This window comes from Providencia sp. PROV156 (assembly GCF_028480905.1).
Taxonomy (GTDB): domain Bacteria; phylum Pseudomonadota; class Gammaproteobacteria; order Enterobacterales; family Enterobacteriaceae; genus Providencia; species Providencia hangzhouensis.
This window is the reverse complement of sequence record NZ_JAMPPE010000027.1, coordinates 26,257-44,855: the sequence shown is the minus strand read 5'-3', so window position 1 is coordinate 44,855 and position 18,599 is coordinate 26,257. Positions and strand designations below refer to the sequence as shown.

The 18,599-nt window shown below is 39.3% G+C and carries 16 protein-coding genes; 10 read left to right on the top strand and 6 right to left on the bottom strand.

Annotation, left to right across the window (positions count from 1 at the left end):
- From PSF31_RS17395 to PSF31_RS17370, 6 genes are all read left to right on the top strand, one after another.
- The gene (locus PSF31_RS17395) at positions 1 to 771 is read left to right on the top strand and encodes a thiazole synthase (protein WP_004264496.1); all 771 of its coding nucleotides are present in this window, start codon (positions 1 to 3) and stop codon (positions 769 to 771) included.
- The gene (gene thiH / locus PSF31_RS17390) at positions 768 to 1,889 is read left to right on the top strand and encodes a 2-iminoacetate synthase ThiH (RefSeq protein WP_004264492.1); all 1,122 of its coding nucleotides are present in this window, start codon (positions 768 to 770) and stop codon (positions 1,887 to 1,889) included. The genes PSF31_RS17395 and thiH overlap by 4 nt, the downstream gene beginning before the upstream one ends.
- A 331-nt stretch (positions 1,890 to 2,220) precedes the next feature.
- Positions 2,221 to 4,023 (top strand): arylsulfotransferase family protein, encoded by a 1,803-nt coding sequence (locus tag PSF31_RS17385; RefSeq protein ID WP_096865031.1) that lies wholly within the window; start codon positions 2,221 to 2,223, stop codon positions 4,021 to 4,023.
- Between the two features lie 12 nt (positions 4,024 to 4,035).
- Entirely contained in the window at positions 4,036 to 4,794 is a 759-nt protein-coding gene (locus tag PSF31_RS17380; protein WP_096865032.1) for an ABC transporter permease, read from the top strand.
- Positions 4,795 to 4,796: 2 nt separating this feature from the next.
- Positions 4,797 to 5,564 carry an ABC transporter ATP-binding protein gene (locus PSF31_RS17375; protein ID WP_228677527.1) on the top strand — a complete coding sequence of 256 codons (768 nt, stop codon included), beginning with the start codon at positions 4,797 to 4,799 and terminating at the stop codon, positions 5,562 to 5,564.
- 12 nt (positions 5,565 to 5,576) lie between these two features.
- Entirely contained in the window at positions 5,577 to 6,578 is a 1,002-nt protein-coding gene (locus PSF31_RS17370; protein ID WP_096865033.1) for an ABC transporter substrate-binding protein, read from the top strand.
- 80 nt (positions 6,579 to 6,658) lie between these two features.
- On the opposite strand, the gene PSF31_RS17365 is transcribed toward PSF31_RS17370, so the two are convergent.
- The 6 genes from PSF31_RS17365 to PSF31_RS17340 form a co-directional block, all read right to left on the bottom strand.
- Positions 6,659 to 7,960 (bottom strand): uracil/xanthine transporter, encoded by a 1,302-nt coding sequence (locus PSF31_RS17365; protein WP_176489331.1) that lies wholly within the window; start codon positions 7,958 to 7,960, stop codon positions 6,659 to 6,661.
- A gap of 236 nt (positions 7,961 to 8,196) precedes the next feature.
- Positions 8,197 to 8,778 (bottom strand): DJ-1/PfpI family protein, encoded by a 582-nt coding sequence (locus PSF31_RS17360; RefSeq protein ID WP_096865035.1) that lies wholly within the window; start codon positions 8,776 to 8,778, stop codon positions 8,197 to 8,199.
- Between the two features lie 87 nt (positions 8,779 to 8,865).
- Positions 8,866 to 9,720, bottom strand: coding sequence for a tagatose bisphosphate family class II aldolase (locus PSF31_RS17355; protein ID WP_096865036.1), 855 nt, complete (start codon positions 9,718 to 9,720; stop codon positions 8,866 to 8,868).
- Between the two features lie 115 nt (positions 9,721 to 9,835).
- Complete coding sequence (locus tag PSF31_RS17350) at positions 9,836 to 11,302, bottom strand: DUF2264 domain-containing protein (RefSeq protein WP_004264467.1); 1,467 nt, start codon at positions 11,300 to 11,302, stop codon at positions 9,836 to 9,838.
- A 63-nt stretch (positions 11,303 to 11,365) separates the two neighbouring features.
- Positions 11,366 to 12,973, bottom strand: coding sequence for a sulfatase family protein (locus PSF31_RS17345; protein ID WP_094962829.1), 1,608 nt, complete (start codon positions 12,971 to 12,973; stop codon positions 11,366 to 11,368).
- Positions 12,974 to 12,996: 23 nt separating this feature from the next.
- The gene (locus tag PSF31_RS17340) at positions 12,997 to 14,232 is read right to left on the bottom strand and encodes an anaerobic sulfatase maturase (RefSeq protein ID WP_096865037.1); all 1,236 of its coding nucleotides are present in this window, start codon (positions 14,230 to 14,232) and stop codon (positions 12,997 to 12,999) included.
- Between the two features lie 527 nt (positions 14,233 to 14,759).
- Between PSF31_RS17340 and agaR the strand changes: the two genes are divergently transcribed.
- Genes agaR through agaV form a run of 4 tightly spaced genes read left to right on the top strand, consistent with a single transcriptional unit; the run spans position 14,760 to position 18,593 of the window.
- The gene (gene agaR, locus PSF31_RS17335) at positions 14,760 to 15,536 is read left to right on the top strand and encodes a transcriptional repressor AgaR (protein WP_036958927.1); all 777 of its coding nucleotides are present in this window, start codon (positions 14,760 to 14,762) and stop codon (positions 15,534 to 15,536) included.
- Between the two features lie 51 nt (positions 15,537 to 15,587).
- On the top strand, positions 15,588 to 16,871 hold the full coding sequence (kbaZ, locus tag PSF31_RS17330; RefSeq protein WP_004264449.1) for a tagatose-bisphosphate aldolase subunit KbaZ: 1,284 nt from the start codon (positions 15,588 to 15,590) through the stop codon (positions 16,869 to 16,871).
- An 8-nt stretch (positions 16,872 to 16,879) separates the two neighbouring features.
- Positions 16,880 to 18,064 carry an SIS domain-containing protein gene (locus PSF31_RS17325; RefSeq protein WP_096865038.1) on the top strand — a complete coding sequence of 395 codons (1,185 nt, stop codon included), beginning with the start codon at positions 16,880 to 16,882 and terminating at the stop codon, positions 18,062 to 18,064.
- Positions 18,065 to 18,098: 34 nt separating this feature from the next.
- On the top strand, positions 18,099 to 18,593 hold the full coding sequence (gene agaV, locus PSF31_RS17320; protein ID WP_004264439.1) for a PTS N-acetylgalactosamine transporter subunit IIB: 495 nt from the start codon (positions 18,099 to 18,101) through the stop codon (positions 18,591 to 18,593).
- The last annotated feature ends 6 nt before the right edge of the window (positions 18,594 to 18,599 follow it).

Below are 18,599 nucleotides of genomic sequence, written 5' to 3'. Positions count from 1 at the left end.
ATGTTAAAAATCGCAGATTTAACTTTTCACTCACGCCTGTTTACTGGAACAGGTAAATTTGCCAGCGCTAACCTAATGCAAGACGCCATTGAAGCATCCGGCAGTCAATTGGTGACAATGGCAATGAAACGTATTGACTTACGTGGGCAAGATGATGGTATTTTACAGCCACTGCAAGAATTGGGTGTGAAGCTATTACCGAATACCTCCGGTGCGAAAAATGCCCAAGAGGCGGTATTTGCAGCGCGCCTAGCTCGAGAAGCCCTCGGTACCAATTGGGTCAAACTTGAGATCCATCCAGATATGCGTTATTTGCTACCCGATCCCATCGAGACATTACTCGCCGCAGAGCAGCTCGTTAAAGAGGGATTTGTTGTATTGCCTTATTGCAGCGCAGATCCAGTACTCTGTCGTCGTTTGGAAGAAGTAGGCTGTGCCGCTGTGATGCCATTAGGCTCACCGATTGGCACAAACAAAGGCTTAGCAACTAAAGAAATGCTCCGTATCATTATTGAACAAGCTTCTGTGCCTGTCGTCGTAGATGCCGGAATTGGTGCGCCAAGCCATGCGGCAGAAGCCATCGAAATGGGTGCCGATGCCGTTTTAGTCAATACCGCAATCGCGGTAGCGAAGCAACCTGCACTTATGGCAAAAGCGTTTAAACTCGCGGTCGAAGCCGCTGAGTTAGCTTATCAAAGCGGGTTAGCTGCACCGAAGCAACAGGCGCAAGCGTCCAGCCCATTGACCCGTTTTTTAGGAGCCTTATCATGATCCCAAGTTTCCAAGAACGCTTACAAGCACTGGATTGGGACGATACGACACTGCGGATAAACAGTAAAACACCTGTCGATGTGGAACACGCTTTGGCGGCAGATATACTCACACTCGATGATTTTATGGCGCTGCTTTCCCCTGCTGCCCGTCCCTACATTGAGCTGATGGCACAAAAAGCCCAGAAACTCACCCGCCAACGCTTTGGCCATGCTGTTGGCTTTTACGTGCCACTTTATTTATCGAACCTATGCGCAAACGATTGTACTTATTGCGGTTTCTCGATGAGTAATAAAATTAAGCGAAAAACGCTAAATGACGCTGAAATCATCAATGAGTGCGAAACCATTCGCAAAATTGGTTTTGATAGCTTATTACTGGTTACAGGGGAGCACCAAAGTAAAGTGGGTATGGACTACTTCCGCCACACATTCCCCATCATTCGCCCTTATTTCAGTTCGTTAATGATGGAAGTGCAGCCACTAAGCACAGATGAATATAAGGAGTTGAAAACTTTGGGGTTAGACGGTGTGATGGTTTATCAAGAAACCTACCATGAGCCCACGTATCAACTACATCATCTCAAAGGTAAAAAGCAGGATTTTCACTGGCGCCTAGCCACTCCAGAACGTTTAGGAGAAGCAGGTATAGATAAAATCGGCCTTGGCGCGTTAATTGGTTTATCAAACAGTTGGCGTACCGATTGCTATATGGTTGCAGAACATTTGTTGTACTTACAGCAATACTACTGGCAAAGTCGTTATTCTATCTCTTTTCCTCGCTTGCGCCCTTGTGCAGGTGGCGTTGAACCAGCATCACTGATGAATGAAGCCGAATTAGTGCAATTGATTTGTGCTTTTCGCCTACTGGCGCCGAATGTCGAGCTTTCACTCTCAACCCGTGAATCACCTTATTTCCGTGATCACGTGGTGCCATTGGCAATTAACAACGTCAGTGCCGGCTCAAAAACCCAACCGGGTGGCTATGCAGATACCAAAGAAGAGCTAGAACAGTTTTCCCCAAATGATAACCGCAGTGCCGCTCAAGTCGCACATGCCCTTGTGCAAGCCGGTTTACAGCCCGTTTGGAAAGATTGGGATAGTTATTTAGGCCGTTAAATTTTACGGGCTAACGCAATGTTAGCCCGTAAATAACGATCAGTAAATGAATTAACATAATGTATAGTTTAATATCATTCATACTGTGTTACTGATCATAAGATATGAACAATACTCATACCATCACTAGGAAAAAATCAATTATATTTTTAACTTTTTGTATTAATTACGTATTATATTCTTATCACTTAATATTATAAATATAAGCACTTAATAGAACATTACTGTATTGTTCTATTAAGTTATAACACCATAATAAAAAATATTTCAAAAGCCATTACCTTTACACCATTATTCCACATAGAAAAAATTTACTATAGGAATATTTAATATGGGGCATCCAAGTATTTATCCTTCAGGAACGACTATTTTCAATAAAGAAAAAACATTTAGTGGTTATACCCTTTTTAACGCACCAGGAAAAGGTGCGCTATTAATTGATATGAATGGTCGAGAAGTGCATTTATGGCAAGGAGTTGATGGTTTCCCTAATAAAATTTTACCTGGTGGATATTTATTTGGTAGTCATGGTTTGCGATCACCTAAATATGGTGTTCAAGATCAAGTTGATTTAGTTCAATTTGATTGGGATGGTAACATTATATGGTCATTCAATAAATTAGAAAAAATACAAGATCCTAATCAAGAAATAATATGGATGGCAAGACAACATCATGATTTTCAACGTGATGGAAACCCTGTTGGTTATTATTCTCCTACATTAACATCACAAACCCATAGCGGAAATACTCTAATACTATGCCATCAAAATATTTACAAACCTGAAATATCAGATAAATGGCTACTTGATGATATTTTTATCGAAGTAGATTGGCAAGGTAATATTATCTGGCAATGGGCATTTAGCGATCACTTTTCAGAATTAAATTTCAGCGAAGAAGCTAGAAATGTTTTATATCGTGATCCAAATATGCGTAGTGCTGGTGGAGGCATGGGAGATTATCTACATATTAATACCATGTCTCGTATAGGGCCAAATCTACATTATGATAATGGAGACGAACGTTTTCATCCTGATAACATTATTTGGGATTCTAGAGAAGCAAATATAATCGGAATAACTAGTCGAAAAACTGGAAAAATAGTTTGGCAATTAGGACCAGATTATAACGACAAACAAGTTCATCATCTTGGTTGGATTATCGGACCTCATCATGCTCATATTATACCTCATGGCCTCCCAGGTGCAGGAAATCTGTTAATTTTTGATAATGGAGGTTGGGCTGGTTATGGAGCACCAAACCCTTCATCTGTATATGGCTTAAAAAATGCATGGCGAGATAGTTCTCGAGTATTAGAAATAAACCCAGTTACTCTCGAAATTATTTGGCAACATGATGCAGAAAAACTAGGTTTTGCATCTCCCATGGATTCGAGTCGATTCTATAGCCCATATGTAAGTAGCGCTCAGCGTCTACCAAATGGTAATACTTTAATTACCGAAGGCTCAAATGGGCGATTGATTGAAATAACAGCTGAACATGAGATTGTGTGGGAATATGTCTCACCTTACTGGCGAGAAGGAAAAAAACGCAATAATATGATCTATCGTGCTTATAGAATCCCTTATGATTGGATCCCTCAATTAGATATACCTGAAGAAAATAGCATAGCACCTATGGATGTCTCTCAATTTCGATTACCAAATGCAGCCCCTAAAGATACAATTACAGGAGTGTATATCGAAGGGATAATAAAACATAAAATTCCAGATGATGATATCTTATGTATTGCTCGCACTGGAGATAATCATTCCTCCAAAAAATCTGACATATTTTTCTTTTCCGATAAAATATATGAAATAGATAGTGAAACATTCGATTCAATTATTAATGAAAATAAAAATAATTTGATTTTCTTCGGTGCTAATTGGTGCAATAAATGTAAAGTATTGAATGAGTTATTACCTTCATTAGTAAAATTTTACTCAATAAATAAAATCAATTATCTCTCTGTAGATAATTCTGTTGAAATTCTTCAAAAGTATTCACTTAGAAGTATACCTATTATTGCAGTCTCAAATAATGGGAAATTAGTGGATAAACTCGTTGGATTACAGGATACAAAAACATATGTGAGCTTCCTCAATCAATATTTCGATAAAATAAGTTGAGGTTTATATATCATGTTGAAAAACAGTTTTTTTTTACTTCTACTTCCAGTCATTATTTTTACAATTTGGTATATTACAACAACAATTGGAGGTGTTTCTCCTGTTATTTTTCCATCTATTCCGCAAGCATGGCATTCTTTGAATTTCCAATTATATTCTGGGCAATTATGGCAAGATTTATCAATTAGTTTATCCCGAGTATTAATAGCCTTTGCTATCGCTGCTATTTTTGCTTTTTTTCTTGGTATTATCATGGCATTGTCGCTACGAACAAACCAAATTTTCAACCTAACATTAAATGCTATACGTCAAATTCCTCCACTAGCATGGATACCATTATTAATTTTATGGTTTGGGATTGGTGAAGTAACTAAAATTATTCTTATTATAAAAAGTGCCTTTTTCCCTATATTACTAAGTACCATCAATGGAATACAAACGACACCTATGACTTATATTGAATTAGGTAATCTTTATCAATTCAATCTCTGGCAAAAATTACGAAAAATTTATATTCCATCACTACTTCCCAACCTATTTACAGGTTTAAGGCTTGCAATGGGGTTATCTTGGGCAACAGTCGTTGCAGCAGAAATGATCGCAGCTAACTCAGGTATTGGCTATCGCATCAATGATGCCCGAATTATGCTAGATTCTCCAGTCGTTATAGTGGGTATTCTTGTTATCGGTATAGTCGGTTTATTATTAGATAAGATTTTATTAATTATATCTTATTACCTGCTGCCATGGTTAAGAACAGAAAGGAAATAAATATGCTGTCAATCAAAAATGGATTTAAAAACTTTACTATCAATAATAAGTTACTTCCTGTTTTAGAAGATATTAACCTTCAAGTTCAACAAGGTGAATTTATTGCTATCGTTGGCCATAGTGGTTGTGGGAAAAGTACTTTACTACGCATAATTGCAGGCTTAAACCAATTCAATAGTGGAAGTGTACTATTTAAAAATAAAGAGATAACCGAACCAAATATAGAAAGAGGAATGGTTTTTCAAGAAAATAGGCTTCTACCTTGGTTAACAATTGCTGATAATATCGCTTTCGGATTAGACCATATAGATAAAAAAACGAAGAAAATTCTAGTTGAAAATTATTTAAAACTCGTAAACTTGACTGAGTTTGCTAATGCTTATCCTAAACAACTCTCAGGAGGAATGGCACAACGTGCAGCAATTGCCCGTACAATAATCACCCAACCTGAACTATTGTTATTGGATGAACCGCTTGGCGCACTTGATGCTTTAACCAAAATTGAAATGCAACGAGAGATTTTATCTATCAAACAAGAAAAGCAACTGACGATGATTTTAGTTACCCATGATATTGAAGAGGCAATATATTTGGGAAATCGAGTAATTATAATGTCATCCCGCCCTGGAAACATAAAAAAAATAATTGATATTAATCTTCCTTATCCACGAAATCGAGGTAGTTCTGATTTTGCATATTATAAGAGAATTATTCTTCAAGAATTTTTTGATAATTCTGCAGAACTTTTTTCAAGTGAATATGAAATCTAGAAGGAACATATCATGACATTATTAAATTATATCAAATTTCCTATCATAGTATTAATTTCCTTCATTTTAGTTGGTTGTGGGGATGAAAGGCTACCTGACAGTAAAAATAATGAAAAAATTGTTCGTATTGGTACAGCAGATAATAATGGTCGTTTAAGTGGTTTGCTCGGTTTAGCAAAACAGCTAGGATATCTTGAAGAAGAGCTACAAAAAGTTGATTACCAATATTCTATTTCTGGTTTTGCAGGAGCAGGTCCAGCCGTCAATGAAGGCCTAGCGACAAATGCTATTGATATTGCTGTTTATGCTGATTTTCCGGGAATTATAGCCACATCGAGAGGTGTTCCCTTAAAATTAATCATGTCAGAGGATTCTTCCATCAATGCTAATATCGCAGTAAGAAAAGAGAGCAATATTCACTCGTTAGCTGACCTTAAAGGCAAGAAAGTTGCATTACCACGAGGAACGTATATGCAACGGTATTTCACGCTATTTATTGAACAACAAGGATATAAATTATCTGACTTCAATATTATTCAAATGACAAATGATGCTGAATCCGCATTATTAAACGGAGCAATTGATGCGATGGTATGGACTGAGCAAAGTACCGCCCGTTTAGAAAATAAATCTCCGACGATTACAACACTTTATTCAACCCGTACTGAACCTGAACTCTCAGGTATTTCTGTTATCGTAGGGCGAGAAGCATTCATAAATCAAAATGAGAAGGTGATTAAAGCAATGAATATTGCTTTATTAAAAGCAAGTAAATATGCGCAAAATAACCCCGATCAGGCAGAAATTTTACTTGCTAAAGAAAGCGATACTAATATTGAAATCATAAAAAAAATACATGATTTTCATAGTATAGATAGTTTTTCTAAACGCTATTCTGTTAATATTACGGATAATGACATCCGTAAGTTAAAGCAAACTCAACAATTTTTGATTGATGACAAAATTATCACTAAGCCTATTGATATAAAAAATTGGGTTTATACTAAAAAATAAATGCCCAAATGAAATCACATCCCTTTTTATTTCTTTTCTAGCAAAGATTTTCCTTCATCTTTGCTTTTTTTATCAAAACATTAAGCAATGTTATCCCACTTGATCGTATTTTCTAAAATAAGTGCCAATATAATGCCCATGAGTAACCCATTGCCCAATAAAGAACTAAACATTGTTGGCAAAGAATTTAATACCGCAGCAGGTGCTGACATCAAAAAGATGCCAATAAAAATAGGTAATGCGAGGCGATAAATATTACGTGCATTCAGTTTCATATCCGCAAGAAATGAAAATGAAGAAAATAGCAGCGGTAAATACGTCGCTAACATAACCGCGCTACCAATAGCTAACGGTAAAGAGCGGAAAAATTGAGTCAATACCGCAACGCCCCCCACACATAAGAAAATCAAGCTGCCAATAGTAAAAGAGATACGTGAACTGTCTTTTGTTTGAGTAATTAGACCAATAGATGAGACAAACGGTGAAAAAGGCACTACGCCTATCGGCGCGGCTAATATTGTTACAATCCCTGACATCATGAAACTACGCCGATATAAGGATTTAACGGGTAATGAATTGGGATAAAAAACATCAGTTCCTCGCATCGCTCCAAACGTATTGGATGTGTTTAATATTCCAGCCAAAATCGCTGTCAGCACAATACTTATATTGATTTCATCGGATCTACCTAATGGAAATAACACCCATTGCCCTGATGAAACAGGTGATACCGTGCTGCCAAATAACCCACTATAAGCAAGCCATCCGGTAATTGTTCCAATCAATAATGCATATTTACTGATACTCATAGGTAAATAAATGATCATCGCGATGACGAATATCAGTACTGCGAGGGCTAAAAAGAAGACAGGATAATTAACTGTAATATTTTCACTGCCAACACCAAATGGTAGTCCTAACATCCCTTTTAAAAAAATAGTGACCAGTTGAGCACCAAGTAAAAACATAAACACCACAAGCACTCCCGGCTTGAACAAACCAGCTAACCAACCACCAAGACCGCTTAAACCAATAAAAATGGTAATAATCCCAGATAGAAAAATCCCTATAGCCAAGCTCCATCCTATCGTCTCAAGAGAAGTTCCTTGCATAGATTCTGACAAGGTTACGGTTAAAATTGTTGCCCACCACAGCCCAGTTGGCCCTTCCATCACAGAGCGTTTATGGCCTATAAACGCTTGCAACAAGCAAGCCAGAGCCGTTAATAAAAAAGCATATTGGGTTATTACAAACGTGGTTTGTGGTGATAAATGAAACGCAGATTGTAAAGTCGGAGGAATAACAACCGTATTACAAAAGATAAAAAAGAACCATTGAAAACCAGAAATAATATTATTTTTTGTAATAGCAATATTCCGCATATTCATTCCTTACCGGCGATTATATATCTGACCAGCTTAATGTTTATAACGGAAAATTTCTAATTTAAATCCAGCTGTTATAATACTGATAAATTACAATTAATTCTTATCATGATGAGAACTAGCTTCATACACTATTAACTCTGATTTTTGATCATTATTCTGCTATTTAATATTAATAAAGCGGGAAAAAATATCATTCCCGCTTTATTTTTTATCTTGATCACCGATAAAAGTTATAGATAGGGAAGTGGCCAATGTTTAAAATATATATGCTTAGCTTGCCAATCCACTTTATCAACATTGTCAGCCAGCAAATGTTTTGCGACGGTAAATGCAAATTCAAAGCTTACACCAAGCCCTTTTGCACTGATAAGTTTCCCATCAACAACAACATCTTGGTCAACATAGATGCCATCATCAAATTTCTCAGCCAACTTGTCCCCTGTACTATAATGCCTTCCTTCCAGTAACCCATGAGCTGCTAATACTTTCGCACCAGAAGAACATAGCGCACAAATATACTTATCCTCATGTATATGCCGCCGAAGGAAATCAACTACTTTTTCATTCGCATACAAACGGTCAGTTCCTTTTGGCCCACCAGGCATCATCACTGCATCATAAGTATGGGATAACTTTTCGACTAACAGATAATCTGCACTAATTTTAGTACCAAAATACGTATTTAAAATAAGCGAATCCATGCAAGATAAGACATCGACATGAATATCTAACCGACGCATGATATCAATGAAAACGACCGCTTCCCCTTCCTCGAAGCCATCTGCGAGCAAAACAGCAACTTGTTTCATAATATTCCTTTTATTTTCAAAACGATTTATTGCGGTCTATCAACAATAAATTTGGGTTATACCCCAGCAAATCTAGATGATTTTTACTTGTTAAAGTGTTCCATCACTTTTGCAAACACGAATTTTATCCATCACCACCGCTTTCATCGCTGCCTTTCCTGGAACCAGATAATGGCGAGGGTCAGTAGCTTCTGGGTTCTCAATGAAATACTGCTTGATTGCATCAGAAAACGCGATTTTTAGCTCTGTCGCGACATTGACTTTACAAATTCCAAGCTCAATACAATGCCTGACATCTGTATCAGGGATCCCCGAAGCACCATGAAGAACTAAAGGCAAATTCGTTTTCTTACGGATTGCGTCCAGCCTAGCAAAATCCAAATGTGGCTCACTTTTATACATGCCATGAGCGGTTCCAATTGCAACAGCTAAGGAATCAATACCAGTTCTTTGAATAAAAGTAATCGCAACGTCAGGGTCGGTGAAAAGTGCATCTGCGGCATCAACAACTAAGTCATCTTCTTGCCCCCCTAGACGCCCCAGCTCAGCCTCAACTGTGCAGTCCCATTGATGGCAAAAATCAACAACCCGTTTAACTATTTGAATATTTTCTTCAAACGGAAAATGAGAAGCATCAATCATCGCAGAGCGCACACCCGCGGAGACTTTCTGGAAAATATCTGGAATATCTTCATGATGATCTAGATGCAAAGCCACTGGGACTTTATAGCGCTCAGCCGCTTGCTGGCAAATAGCTATCAAGTAGTCACTTCCTGCATAAGAAAACGTACTCGGGGTTCCTGCTAAAATAACGGGAGATGCCATTTCTGCAGCAGTTTCCATAACAACTTGAATGGTTTCTAAATTATGAATATTAAATGCAGGAACTGCATAGCCTCCCAGTTGGGCTCTGTTCAACATATTACGGGTAGATACCAAGTACATAATCGCCTCTCAGCTTTCGATTAATTTCGAATAATATTAAACGAAAGAAACAGAAAGGTAAAAGATCTAAATCACATTTCTATTTCTTTCGCACTGAAAGCAAATGAAAGGAAGATTAGAAGTAGTGAGTCATTTTAGAGCTATAACTTGTCACTCCTTTACGTAACAAGTTGTTTTTAGGTCGTTTTGATTGGCCTAGTAGCGTTTCAATTACTTTCTGAGAGCATAATTGTTTCTCTAAGCGACGCGTCAATGGGGATTGCTGTTTGAGGTAATCTTCACGAAATATCACGGTGACCTCTTGTGTTTCTTTCACACCAATAACCGTTACCGCAATTGATGGTATTTCGAAATGAAAGTCTGAGCTTTCAACTGGCAGTGGGCTACAAGGGCTATCCCAAAGTTGAATTCGATTGCCACAATACAAAGCAATAATTACAGCACGTAATGACCAAAAACTACTCGCAGGACCGCTGTAATTATCAACTAGGCGGGCATCATAGCTAAATAAACCTTGAGTTGGCGCTCCCGCTTTTAAGGCACCATGACCAATAAAATAACGCAAAGTACTTTCTAGTGCGTTTTTAGCCTCCCCCACACTCACAGCATCCCCACCTAAATCAACACCGGCTAATAAAGGCGCGGACACCGCGAGGCGATAACATGCACTGCGGCCAAAAAATGGAATGCCTTGCGGTGTCATAAAATAACGATAATGATGGTTAAACTGATTTAATGAACTACGAATGAATTCATCATCGAAGTGGGGGCAAATTTGGTTCAGCCAATATAATGAATAGTAAAAGCCCCATGCATTATAGTAATCAAAGTTACCTTTCGCGCCATCCCGAAACCAGCCATCACCCACGTAAAATTGTTTCACTCTTTCATACCGCCACATTGCAATGGTATCTCGACCTGTGAGAGCTCGGATCACAAATTGCACGGTAAGAGGGAAAAGGTGCCAGTTGTTATCAACGATATCGCAATGATTAACCTGTTCAAACCACTCAATAATGCGTTGTTGCGCAGAGTTATCCAATTTATCCCATACCCACTCACGACTCAACCAGAGAGTCAGCGCTAAATCTGCAGATTCACAAATTTTTTGGTCATAATTTTCAAGCCTTCCCCAATAGCCTTTATGAGCAGGGTCTGTACCATGTAAAAATGCATTTTTGATGATTTCAGAAAGGTCAATTGATGCTAAATTTAACCCATTCAATATTGCTTTTTGGCTATGAACTAGCCATGAAGCAAGTAAAGGCAGTACCCTACTAACCCCTTCAAGGGCATCTGTCCGCACCGTTTGCTGGCCTGGGCTGCCAGGATAGTATGCGTGAGAGTAACCCCATGTTTGATAATGAACAAAAGCTTCCGTGGTATAGCGCACTAATAATTCGCAAAGAACTGAAAGTGGTTGATTTTCATCTTGAAAGGCTTTGATGATGTGGTTATCGTTACATTGATAGGCTGACTTTCTAATTAATCTTCGAATGATATTCTCTTTGAATAACTTCTGATAAATTTTTATATCTGGGTGCTCATAAGGCAGCTTTGGGCGTTCAGTCGGTATTGTCATACGTGTTTCTCTATGATGCAAACTGGCGCATCCTTGCGCGCAGATTAGAACAAAAGTTTGTATTTATTTTGCTGATTCAATCAGGACTTGGTAACGGTCTTGTCCCCATACGACAGGTTTTGGTTTATCCTTAATCCATTGATAATAAGCAGATTTCAACTCTTTTACTTTTTCTGGGTATTGAGCTGCTAAATTATTCGATTCGGCTGGATTTTGTTTATCATTGAATAATTGGAGCTGGTTAGAACCATCATCATAAAAATAAAGCGCCCATTCCCCATCGCGGATAGCCCATGAGCCTTTCGATAGTTTTTCTAAATTAGGGTTGTTTGGAATTTCTTTGCGTTGATAAGTGATCCATTCATGGTAGCCATGCCAAAAATCTTGGTTTTCTTCGCTGTAATGTTTCGTCCCTGGACCTGTCCAATACAGATAGTCATGTGGTGACTTTTCTGTTTTACCCGTTAATAGTGGCATAATATTTTTGCCTTCTACTTTCATGCTATCGGGTATGGTGATCCCTGCACTTTGTAATGCAGTTGGTAAGATATCAATCGCAGAAACCATCGCATCACTGTGTTTACCTGCGGGAATATGCCCCGGCCAATAAGCAACAAATGGAACGCGTACGCCACCATTAAACATTTGCCCTTTAAAGCCTTTATCCATCGCATTCATTGGCATTGGCGACTCATGCACCGCACCATTGTCAGAAATAAAGAAAATTAGCGTATTATCTAATTCACCATTTTCCTTTAGTGTATTGATAATTTTACCAATTCCCTCATCGGCCGCATTTAGCGCAGCAAAATATTTATCGGCTTCAACATTACCAGTATTGAATTTATCCATGTATTTCGCTGGTGAAGCTTCTTCTAATGGGATGTGTGGTACGCTGTATGAAAGATTGATAAAGAAAGGTTTGTCTTTGTGCCCATCAATGAAATTAATGGCTTCATCCGTTAACAAATGCGTAGTATAGCCAGGAGCTGGCACATTTTCACCATTTCGCCACATTGCGGGGGAATTCCAAAGTGCCGCCCCTGATGCATAGAAACTATATGCATAATCGAAACCTCTTTCATGAGGTGCGAAACCTGGCTCCGGTGTCGAAATCATATTATCGTGATAATCGCGAGTTTGCTTTTCTGGTGCAATTTTAGGTTTTTTCAATACCTTCGCATTATGCCATTTTCCAATACTGGCTGTGGCATAGCCATTTTCTTGGAATAATGCGGGTAATAGTTTGATATCTTGAGGAATACCTAACATCGCATCATCGTTACTGTAAGTGCCAAAACTTGCAGGAGAGCGCCCAGTAAAAATACCCGCTCGTGATGGGCCACAAACAGGATGAGCCACAAATGCATTGGTCATCTTAATTCCGCCTGCAGCCATGTCCGCAACATTTGGCATCGCCGTTCTGGCCGCTTCCACCATCTTATTAATATCACCTTGATAACGCTGTGGTGATGGGCGCTGCGCAAGCTCTTTGACATCAAGGCTATCAAGCACAAAATCGAGCTGCCCTGTTCCTAAGTCATCCATAATAATCAGTAAAACATTCGGCTTTTCCGGTGTACCACCTGCATTCGCTGCAATGGGAGGTACTAAGCTACTTGCTGCTATCAGCCCTGCTAAGAGGCTTTTCTTCATAGAAGGTAATCTCACAAAAATATCTCCAGATAATATTATTATTGCTTGTAAGCACGCTGTATTACGCCAAGTGCATCACTAGCTAAAGCACCACCAGATATCGCTTGACGCATTAACTGCATACCTAAAGCGGTATGATGAAAAATCTTTTTATATGAACGACATAAATAGTTATGGCGATATTTTTCACCTTCTATCGCCGTGATCCGGTGCTTAGGGCAGCCGCCATAACAAAGGCTTTGAACCTCACAGCGCTGGCAAAGACTCGTTAGCTTGTCATATTTATTTTGTCCAAAACGGACTTGCTGTTTAGAGGAGACAATACGAGAAAGGGAGTGTTGTTGTACGTTACCTAACCGATTGGCAGGATACACATAGTGATCACAGGAGTAGACATCCCCATTAGATTCAATAATCAGCGCTTGCCCACACGTTTTAGATTGCACACAGGTTGATGCCGGATAGCCCATCCAAGTGCCTAATAAGCTATCAAATAGACGAATATAAATTTTGCCAATGTCTCCTTGGTGGATCCATTCATCAAAAACATCAGTCATAAACTGCCCATATCCCTCAGCGGGTACTGAAAATGGTGCCATCGCGGCATTTGGCCCAGGGGCATAATGGCCACCTTGAGTATGTGGAAAGCGCCTATCCACCTCAACAATGGGGATGAACTGAAAGAAAGTGGAACCCAATGCTTTCAAAGCTCGATACGTTTCTTTTCCTTTTCGCCAATTTTGGTCATTAACAACGGTTAAGGTATTAAATTCAACACCATATTCAATCAGGAGCTGAATCGCTTTCTTCACACGCTCAAAAGTTGGGTTACCATTAACGGAAATTCGATATTTATCATGAACAGCTTCTAAGCCATCAATAGATACACCGATTAAAAAACCGTGGTCTGCAAAAAACTGCGCCCATTGTCGGTTAATCGCAATAGCGTTAGTTTGCACACTATTCGTGATGATTTTTCCTTGGGCATATTGCTTTTGGTACTTAACAACACGCTCAAAAAATTCTAGCCCTGCAAGGGTTGGCTCCCCACCTTGCCATGAAAAGTCTACCTGTTCACCAGCATGGGACTGGATATAGTCTTTGATATAACGACGTAGTACGTTATCAGGCATAACGTCATGCAGGTCTTCCTTTGGTTGCTCGTGAAACACATTTTCTTTTTCAAGATAAAAACAGTATTCGCATTTAATATTGCAGCGATAACTGGTGGGTTTCGCCATCATATGAAAATAAGTGGGTTGGTTTGCAGGCATTTAAATTAATCCGAAACAGTCAGGTTATTTTTATAGCATTACGCAAAACACGAAAAACCAAAAGAGATTGAAATCACAAAATCAAAAAATGAAAGAATTTGAAAGCGTTTAATTTGAGTCAGAAACGTTGAAAAGCATATAAATAACACACAGTAGCCCAGTAACTTTTGTTTTTGCTTTAAAGAAACTTCTATTCCTTTCGAACTTCAATTACCACCATCGCACTTTATGCCAATTTTTGAGCTTATATTTAGCGAATTTTTTGCAAATATTGCTAATATTTATGCAAAACACAGGGGTTGCTTAGTAAAAGTACAATTATTGCTACTTTATTGATTGGATACTTTCTTATTCGAAGATATGATATTTAAAATTTGAAAATATCCGTAAGCAAACAACACACAAATCGAAACTTTGTGAAAGAGATCAAAAGTTTTGTTTTTTTTCGTTGTCGGTATTTTTTAGCGTAGTAAACTTAATTCGAAATCAAATGAAAGTAAATCATTTGGTTTCGTAAGGAGATGAAAGTGAAAGCGGCAGTTGAACGGCGCATGGAAATCCTCGACATGATTAACCAACAAGGTAAAGCACGAGTCGAAGATTTAGCCGAAATATTTAAAGTTTCAAGTGTCACCATCCGTAGCGATTTAAGCTTTCTTGAAAAGAATGGTTATGTGGTCCGCTCCCATGGGGCAGCAATTCCAAATACTGGGTTTATTGCTGAACTTAGCATCCATGAAAAACGTGGGCAGAATGCGGGCACAAAAACATTAATAGGGAAAGCAGCCGCCGCGCTCATTAATGATGGCGATACGATCATTTTAGACTCGGGGACAACGACACGAGAAATTGCGACACACTTAAAGTCGCGGGATAGCGTCGTTGTCATGACTAACGGTTTAGATGTCGCAATGGAGTTAGCAACAGCCGCTGGCGTTGATGTACTAATGACTGGCGGCGCATTGCGCAAAAATGCTTTATCGTTTTCTGGCTCACAAGCAGAAAATAGCCTCAGAAATTATCGTTTTGACAAGGTTTTTCTTGGGGTTGATGGGTTCGATTTACGCGTTGGTATCACGACACACAATGAACAGGAAGCTAGCCTTAACCGGTTAATGTGTGAAATCTCGGAAACTGTTATTGCGGTTGCTGATTCTACGAAATTTGGTAAACGCAGCTGTCATATGATCCGTGAATTCGCTGATATTGATGTTTTGGTGACAGACTCTGGGATCCCTGATGAATATGTCCAAGAGTTGAAAAACCATAAAATTGAAGTGATCATCGTCGATAAAGAGCAATAACTCGCTAACTCCATTAACAATACAACCGTGTTGATTGTGGAGTTAGTATTAATGCATCCTTTAGAAAAGATTGTTCAGCAAAATAAACTTGGTAAACAGAATGGCATTTATTCTGTTTGCTCAGCCCACCCATTTGTTATTGAAGCTTCATTGCACCAAGCGCTGGATAATGATTCCTTTCTTTTAATTGAAGCCACATCCAATCAGGTTGACCAATTTGGTGGCTATACGGGTATGACTCCGGCTGATTTTTTCAATTATGTGGTTGAGAAAGCAGAAAAAATCAATTTTCCTCTGAATAAGTTAATTCTTGGTGGTGACCATTTAGGTCCTAACCGTTGGCAAGGGCTTAATGCCGCTGACGCCATGGATAATGCCGATATCCTAATTGAACATTACGTTGCCGCAGGGTTCAAAAAAATCCACCTTGATTGCAGTATGTCCTGTGCAGATGACCCTGTTCCACTCACGGATGAAATCGTTGCACAACGTGCCGCCCGACTCGCAGTTATTGCAGAAAAAACCGCCAAAGAAAAATTTGGCTACAGCGATATCGTTTATGTTATTGGTACGGAAGTCCCCGTACCAGGTGGAGCAACTGAAGCGCTTGAAGGTGTTGAAGTCACAGACCCACAAGCCGCGAGAAAAACCTTAGACTGCCATGCGAAAGCGTTCGAAAAAGCAGGTGTCGGTGACTGCTGGACACGTGTTATTGGCCTCGTCGTTCAACCTGGCGTGGAATTTGACCATACCGGTGTTATTGATTATCAACCCGAAAAAGCACAAGCATTAAGTAAAGTTGTTGATGACTACCCTCATCTTGTTTTTGAAGCACACTCAACCGATTACCAAACACCAGATGCTTATAAGCAACTCGTTCAAGACCACTTTGCTATTTTAAAAGTGGGCCCGGCTTTAACATTTGCTATGCGAGAAGCCCTCTATTCTCTGTGTGAAATTGAGAATGAAATGTTCCCAGCAGAACAGTGTTCTCACTTAAAAGAGAAAATGGAACAGTTGATGTGCCGTGAGCCCGAATTTTGGCAAAAATACTACCATGGTGATGCCCAGCAGCAAGCTTTTGCACGCGTTTATAGTTTTAGTGACCGTATTCGTTATTACTGGCCTGATAAAGAAATTAACCAAGCCATAGAAACGCTGATGGCTAACTTATCTTCAAAACCGATCCCGTTACCACTTTTAAGCCAATACATGCCACATCAATTCCAACAATTAAGAGAAGGCATGATCGATGGCTCAGCGAAATCCTTTATTTTTGCAAAAATTCGCGACGTACTTTCGGTATATGCCGATGCATGTAAATTTAGTCACTGAGGTTTGACATGGAATATTTAAGCTATCAAACACCTGAACTCGAAAAGCTAAACGCATTCTGGACAGCAAAAGAAATTGAGCAACAACCTGAATGCTGGGAAAAAACAAACCAGCTAATACAAGAACAACGTGCTGAAATTGATACATTTTTAGCTAAAGTGCTTCAGGCACCAGACGCACGCATTATCATGACGGGAGCTGGAACATCGGCTTTCGCAGGCCGCGCCCTTGCCCCCGTTCTAACAGGCCATTTAAAACGCCGTATTGATGCCATTGCCACCACGGATCTAGTCGCCGACCCAAAAGAATATTTAGCGGAAAACGTACCAACGTTACTAATTTCTTTTGCTCGCTCTGGCAATAGTCCCGAGAGTGTTGCTGCTCTTAATGTGGCAGAAAAATGCCTAACTCAGTGTTACCACTTAGTTTTAACCTGCAACGAGCAAGGGCAGCTATATCGTTATTGCCAAAATAATACCAATGCATTAGCCATTTTAATGCCAGAAGAATCAAATGACCGTTCATTAGCAATGACGTCAAGCTTTTCATCCATGATGATGGCTGCGCTGTGTATTTTCTTAACCGAATCCTTCTATTTGAATGAAATTAAACCCTATTTCCAAGATTATCACGACAGTTACACTCAGTTTAACCGCCGTATCCGTGAAGATTATGCAGGTAAATTTAAACGAGTCATTTATTTAGGTAGTGGTGGCTTACAAGGCCTTGCACAAGAAGCTGCCCTAAAAATGTTGGAATTAACGGCTGGTAAGGTCGTTGCTAACTTTGACACGCCTTTAGGGTTTCGCCATGGACCGAAATCTATCGTCAATAAAGAAACGTTAGTCGTGCTGTTTCTGTCAAACGATAAATACACCAGACAGTATGAGACTGACTTATTAAGAGAGGTAATTCACGATAATGCTTCAGCAAAAGTGATCGCGGTCACCTCCTCTTCTGATGACACACAAATAGAGGAAAGTTTCGTTTATATTAAAAAAATGGAGCGGTGCTCAGACTCAGCCCTATTTTTTCCTTATTTAATGTTAGCGCAGGCCTTTGCATTCCATAGTTCCATTGCACTGGGGAATACACCAGATAACCCATCTCCAACTGGAGAAATTAATCGGGTTGTTCAAGGTGTCACTATTTACCCGTTCTCATATCAAGAAGATGGCTTCATGCCTTCTTAATGATAAATATAGCTAATAATAAGAGAGCAATTATATGCACACACCAAATATTGTCTGGACCCGAATCGATGAGCGTTTATTACATGGGCAAATTCGAATCACTTGGGGTAAACACACTGAAGCAAATTTAATTCTTGTCGCTAATGATGATGCTGCGGAAGGTCCTAATTCTGCTTTTATGCAAGCAGGGATGAAAGCGTCCGCAGGTGGAGAATATGCTGTCCGATTTTTCTCTATCGAAAAAACTATCGATGTCATTCACAAAGCGTCTCCTCGTCAAAAAATCTTTATTCTTTGCAATAACCCAACAGATGTTGCTCGCCTTGTCGAAGGTGGAGTTCCTATCACTCACTGCAATGTCGGCAATATGCATTTCCATGAAGGAAAGCGCCAAATTGCCAAAACAGTGTCTGTGGATGAGCGCGACTTAGAAGCATTTCGTCGGCTTGTCGACAAAGGAGTAGCTTGCACAATTCAAAATACTCCAGACCAAACCCCCGTTAATGTTCTTACTCTCGCAACAGCATAAGCAGAT

What these genes read in the sequence shown, in the direction of transcription:
- PSF31_RS17375 (WP_228677527.1), top strand. Translation starts at nt 4,797, where the DNA reads ATGCTGTCAATCAAAAATGGATTTAAAAACTTTACTATCAATAATAAG.
- thiH (WP_004264492.1), top strand. Translation starts at nt 768, where the DNA reads ATGATCCCAAGTTTCCAAGAACGCTTACAAGCACTGGATTGGGACGAT.
- PSF31_RS17355 (WP_096865036.1), bottom strand. Translation starts at nt 9,720, where the DNA reads ATGTACTTGGTATCTACCCGTAATATGTTGAACAGAGCCCAACTGGGA.
- PSF31_RS17325 (WP_096865038.1), top strand. Translation starts at nt 16,880, where the DNA reads ATGGAATATTTAAGCTATCAAACACCTGAACTCGAAAAGCTAAACGCA.
- PSF31_RS17385 (WP_096865031.1), top strand. Translation starts at nt 2,221, where the DNA reads ATGGGGCATCCAAGTATTTATCCTTCAGGAACGACTATTTTCAATAAA.
- kbaZ (WP_004264449.1), top strand. Translation starts at nt 15,588, where the DNA reads ATGCATCCTTTAGAAAAGATTGTTCAGCAAAATAAACTTGGTAAACAG.
- agaV (WP_004264439.1), top strand. Translation starts at nt 18,099, where the DNA reads ATGCACACACCAAATATTGTCTGGACCCGAATCGATGAGCGTTTATTA.
- PSF31_RS17365 (WP_176489331.1), bottom strand. Translation starts at nt 7,960, where the DNA reads ATGCGGAATATTGCTATTACAAAAAATAATATTATTTCTGGTTTTCAA.
- PSF31_RS17395 (WP_004264496.1), top strand. Translation starts at nt 1, where the DNA reads ATGTTAAAAATCGCAGATTTAACTTTTCACTCACGCCTGTTTACTGGA.
- PSF31_RS17380 (WP_096865032.1), top strand. Translation starts at nt 4,036, where the DNA reads ATGTTGAAAAACAGTTTTTTTTTACTTCTACTTCCAGTCATTATTTTT.
- PSF31_RS17340 (WP_096865037.1), bottom strand. Translation starts at nt 14,232, where the DNA reads ATGCCTGCAAACCAACCCACTTATTTTCATATGATGGCGAAACCCACC.
- PSF31_RS17370 (WP_096865033.1), top strand. Translation starts at nt 5,577, where the DNA reads ATGACATTATTAAATTATATCAAATTTCCTATCATAGTATTAATTTCC.
- PSF31_RS17350 (WP_004264467.1), bottom strand. Translation starts at nt 11,302, where the DNA reads ATGACAATACCGACTGAACGCCCAAAGCTGCCTTATGAGCACCCAGAT.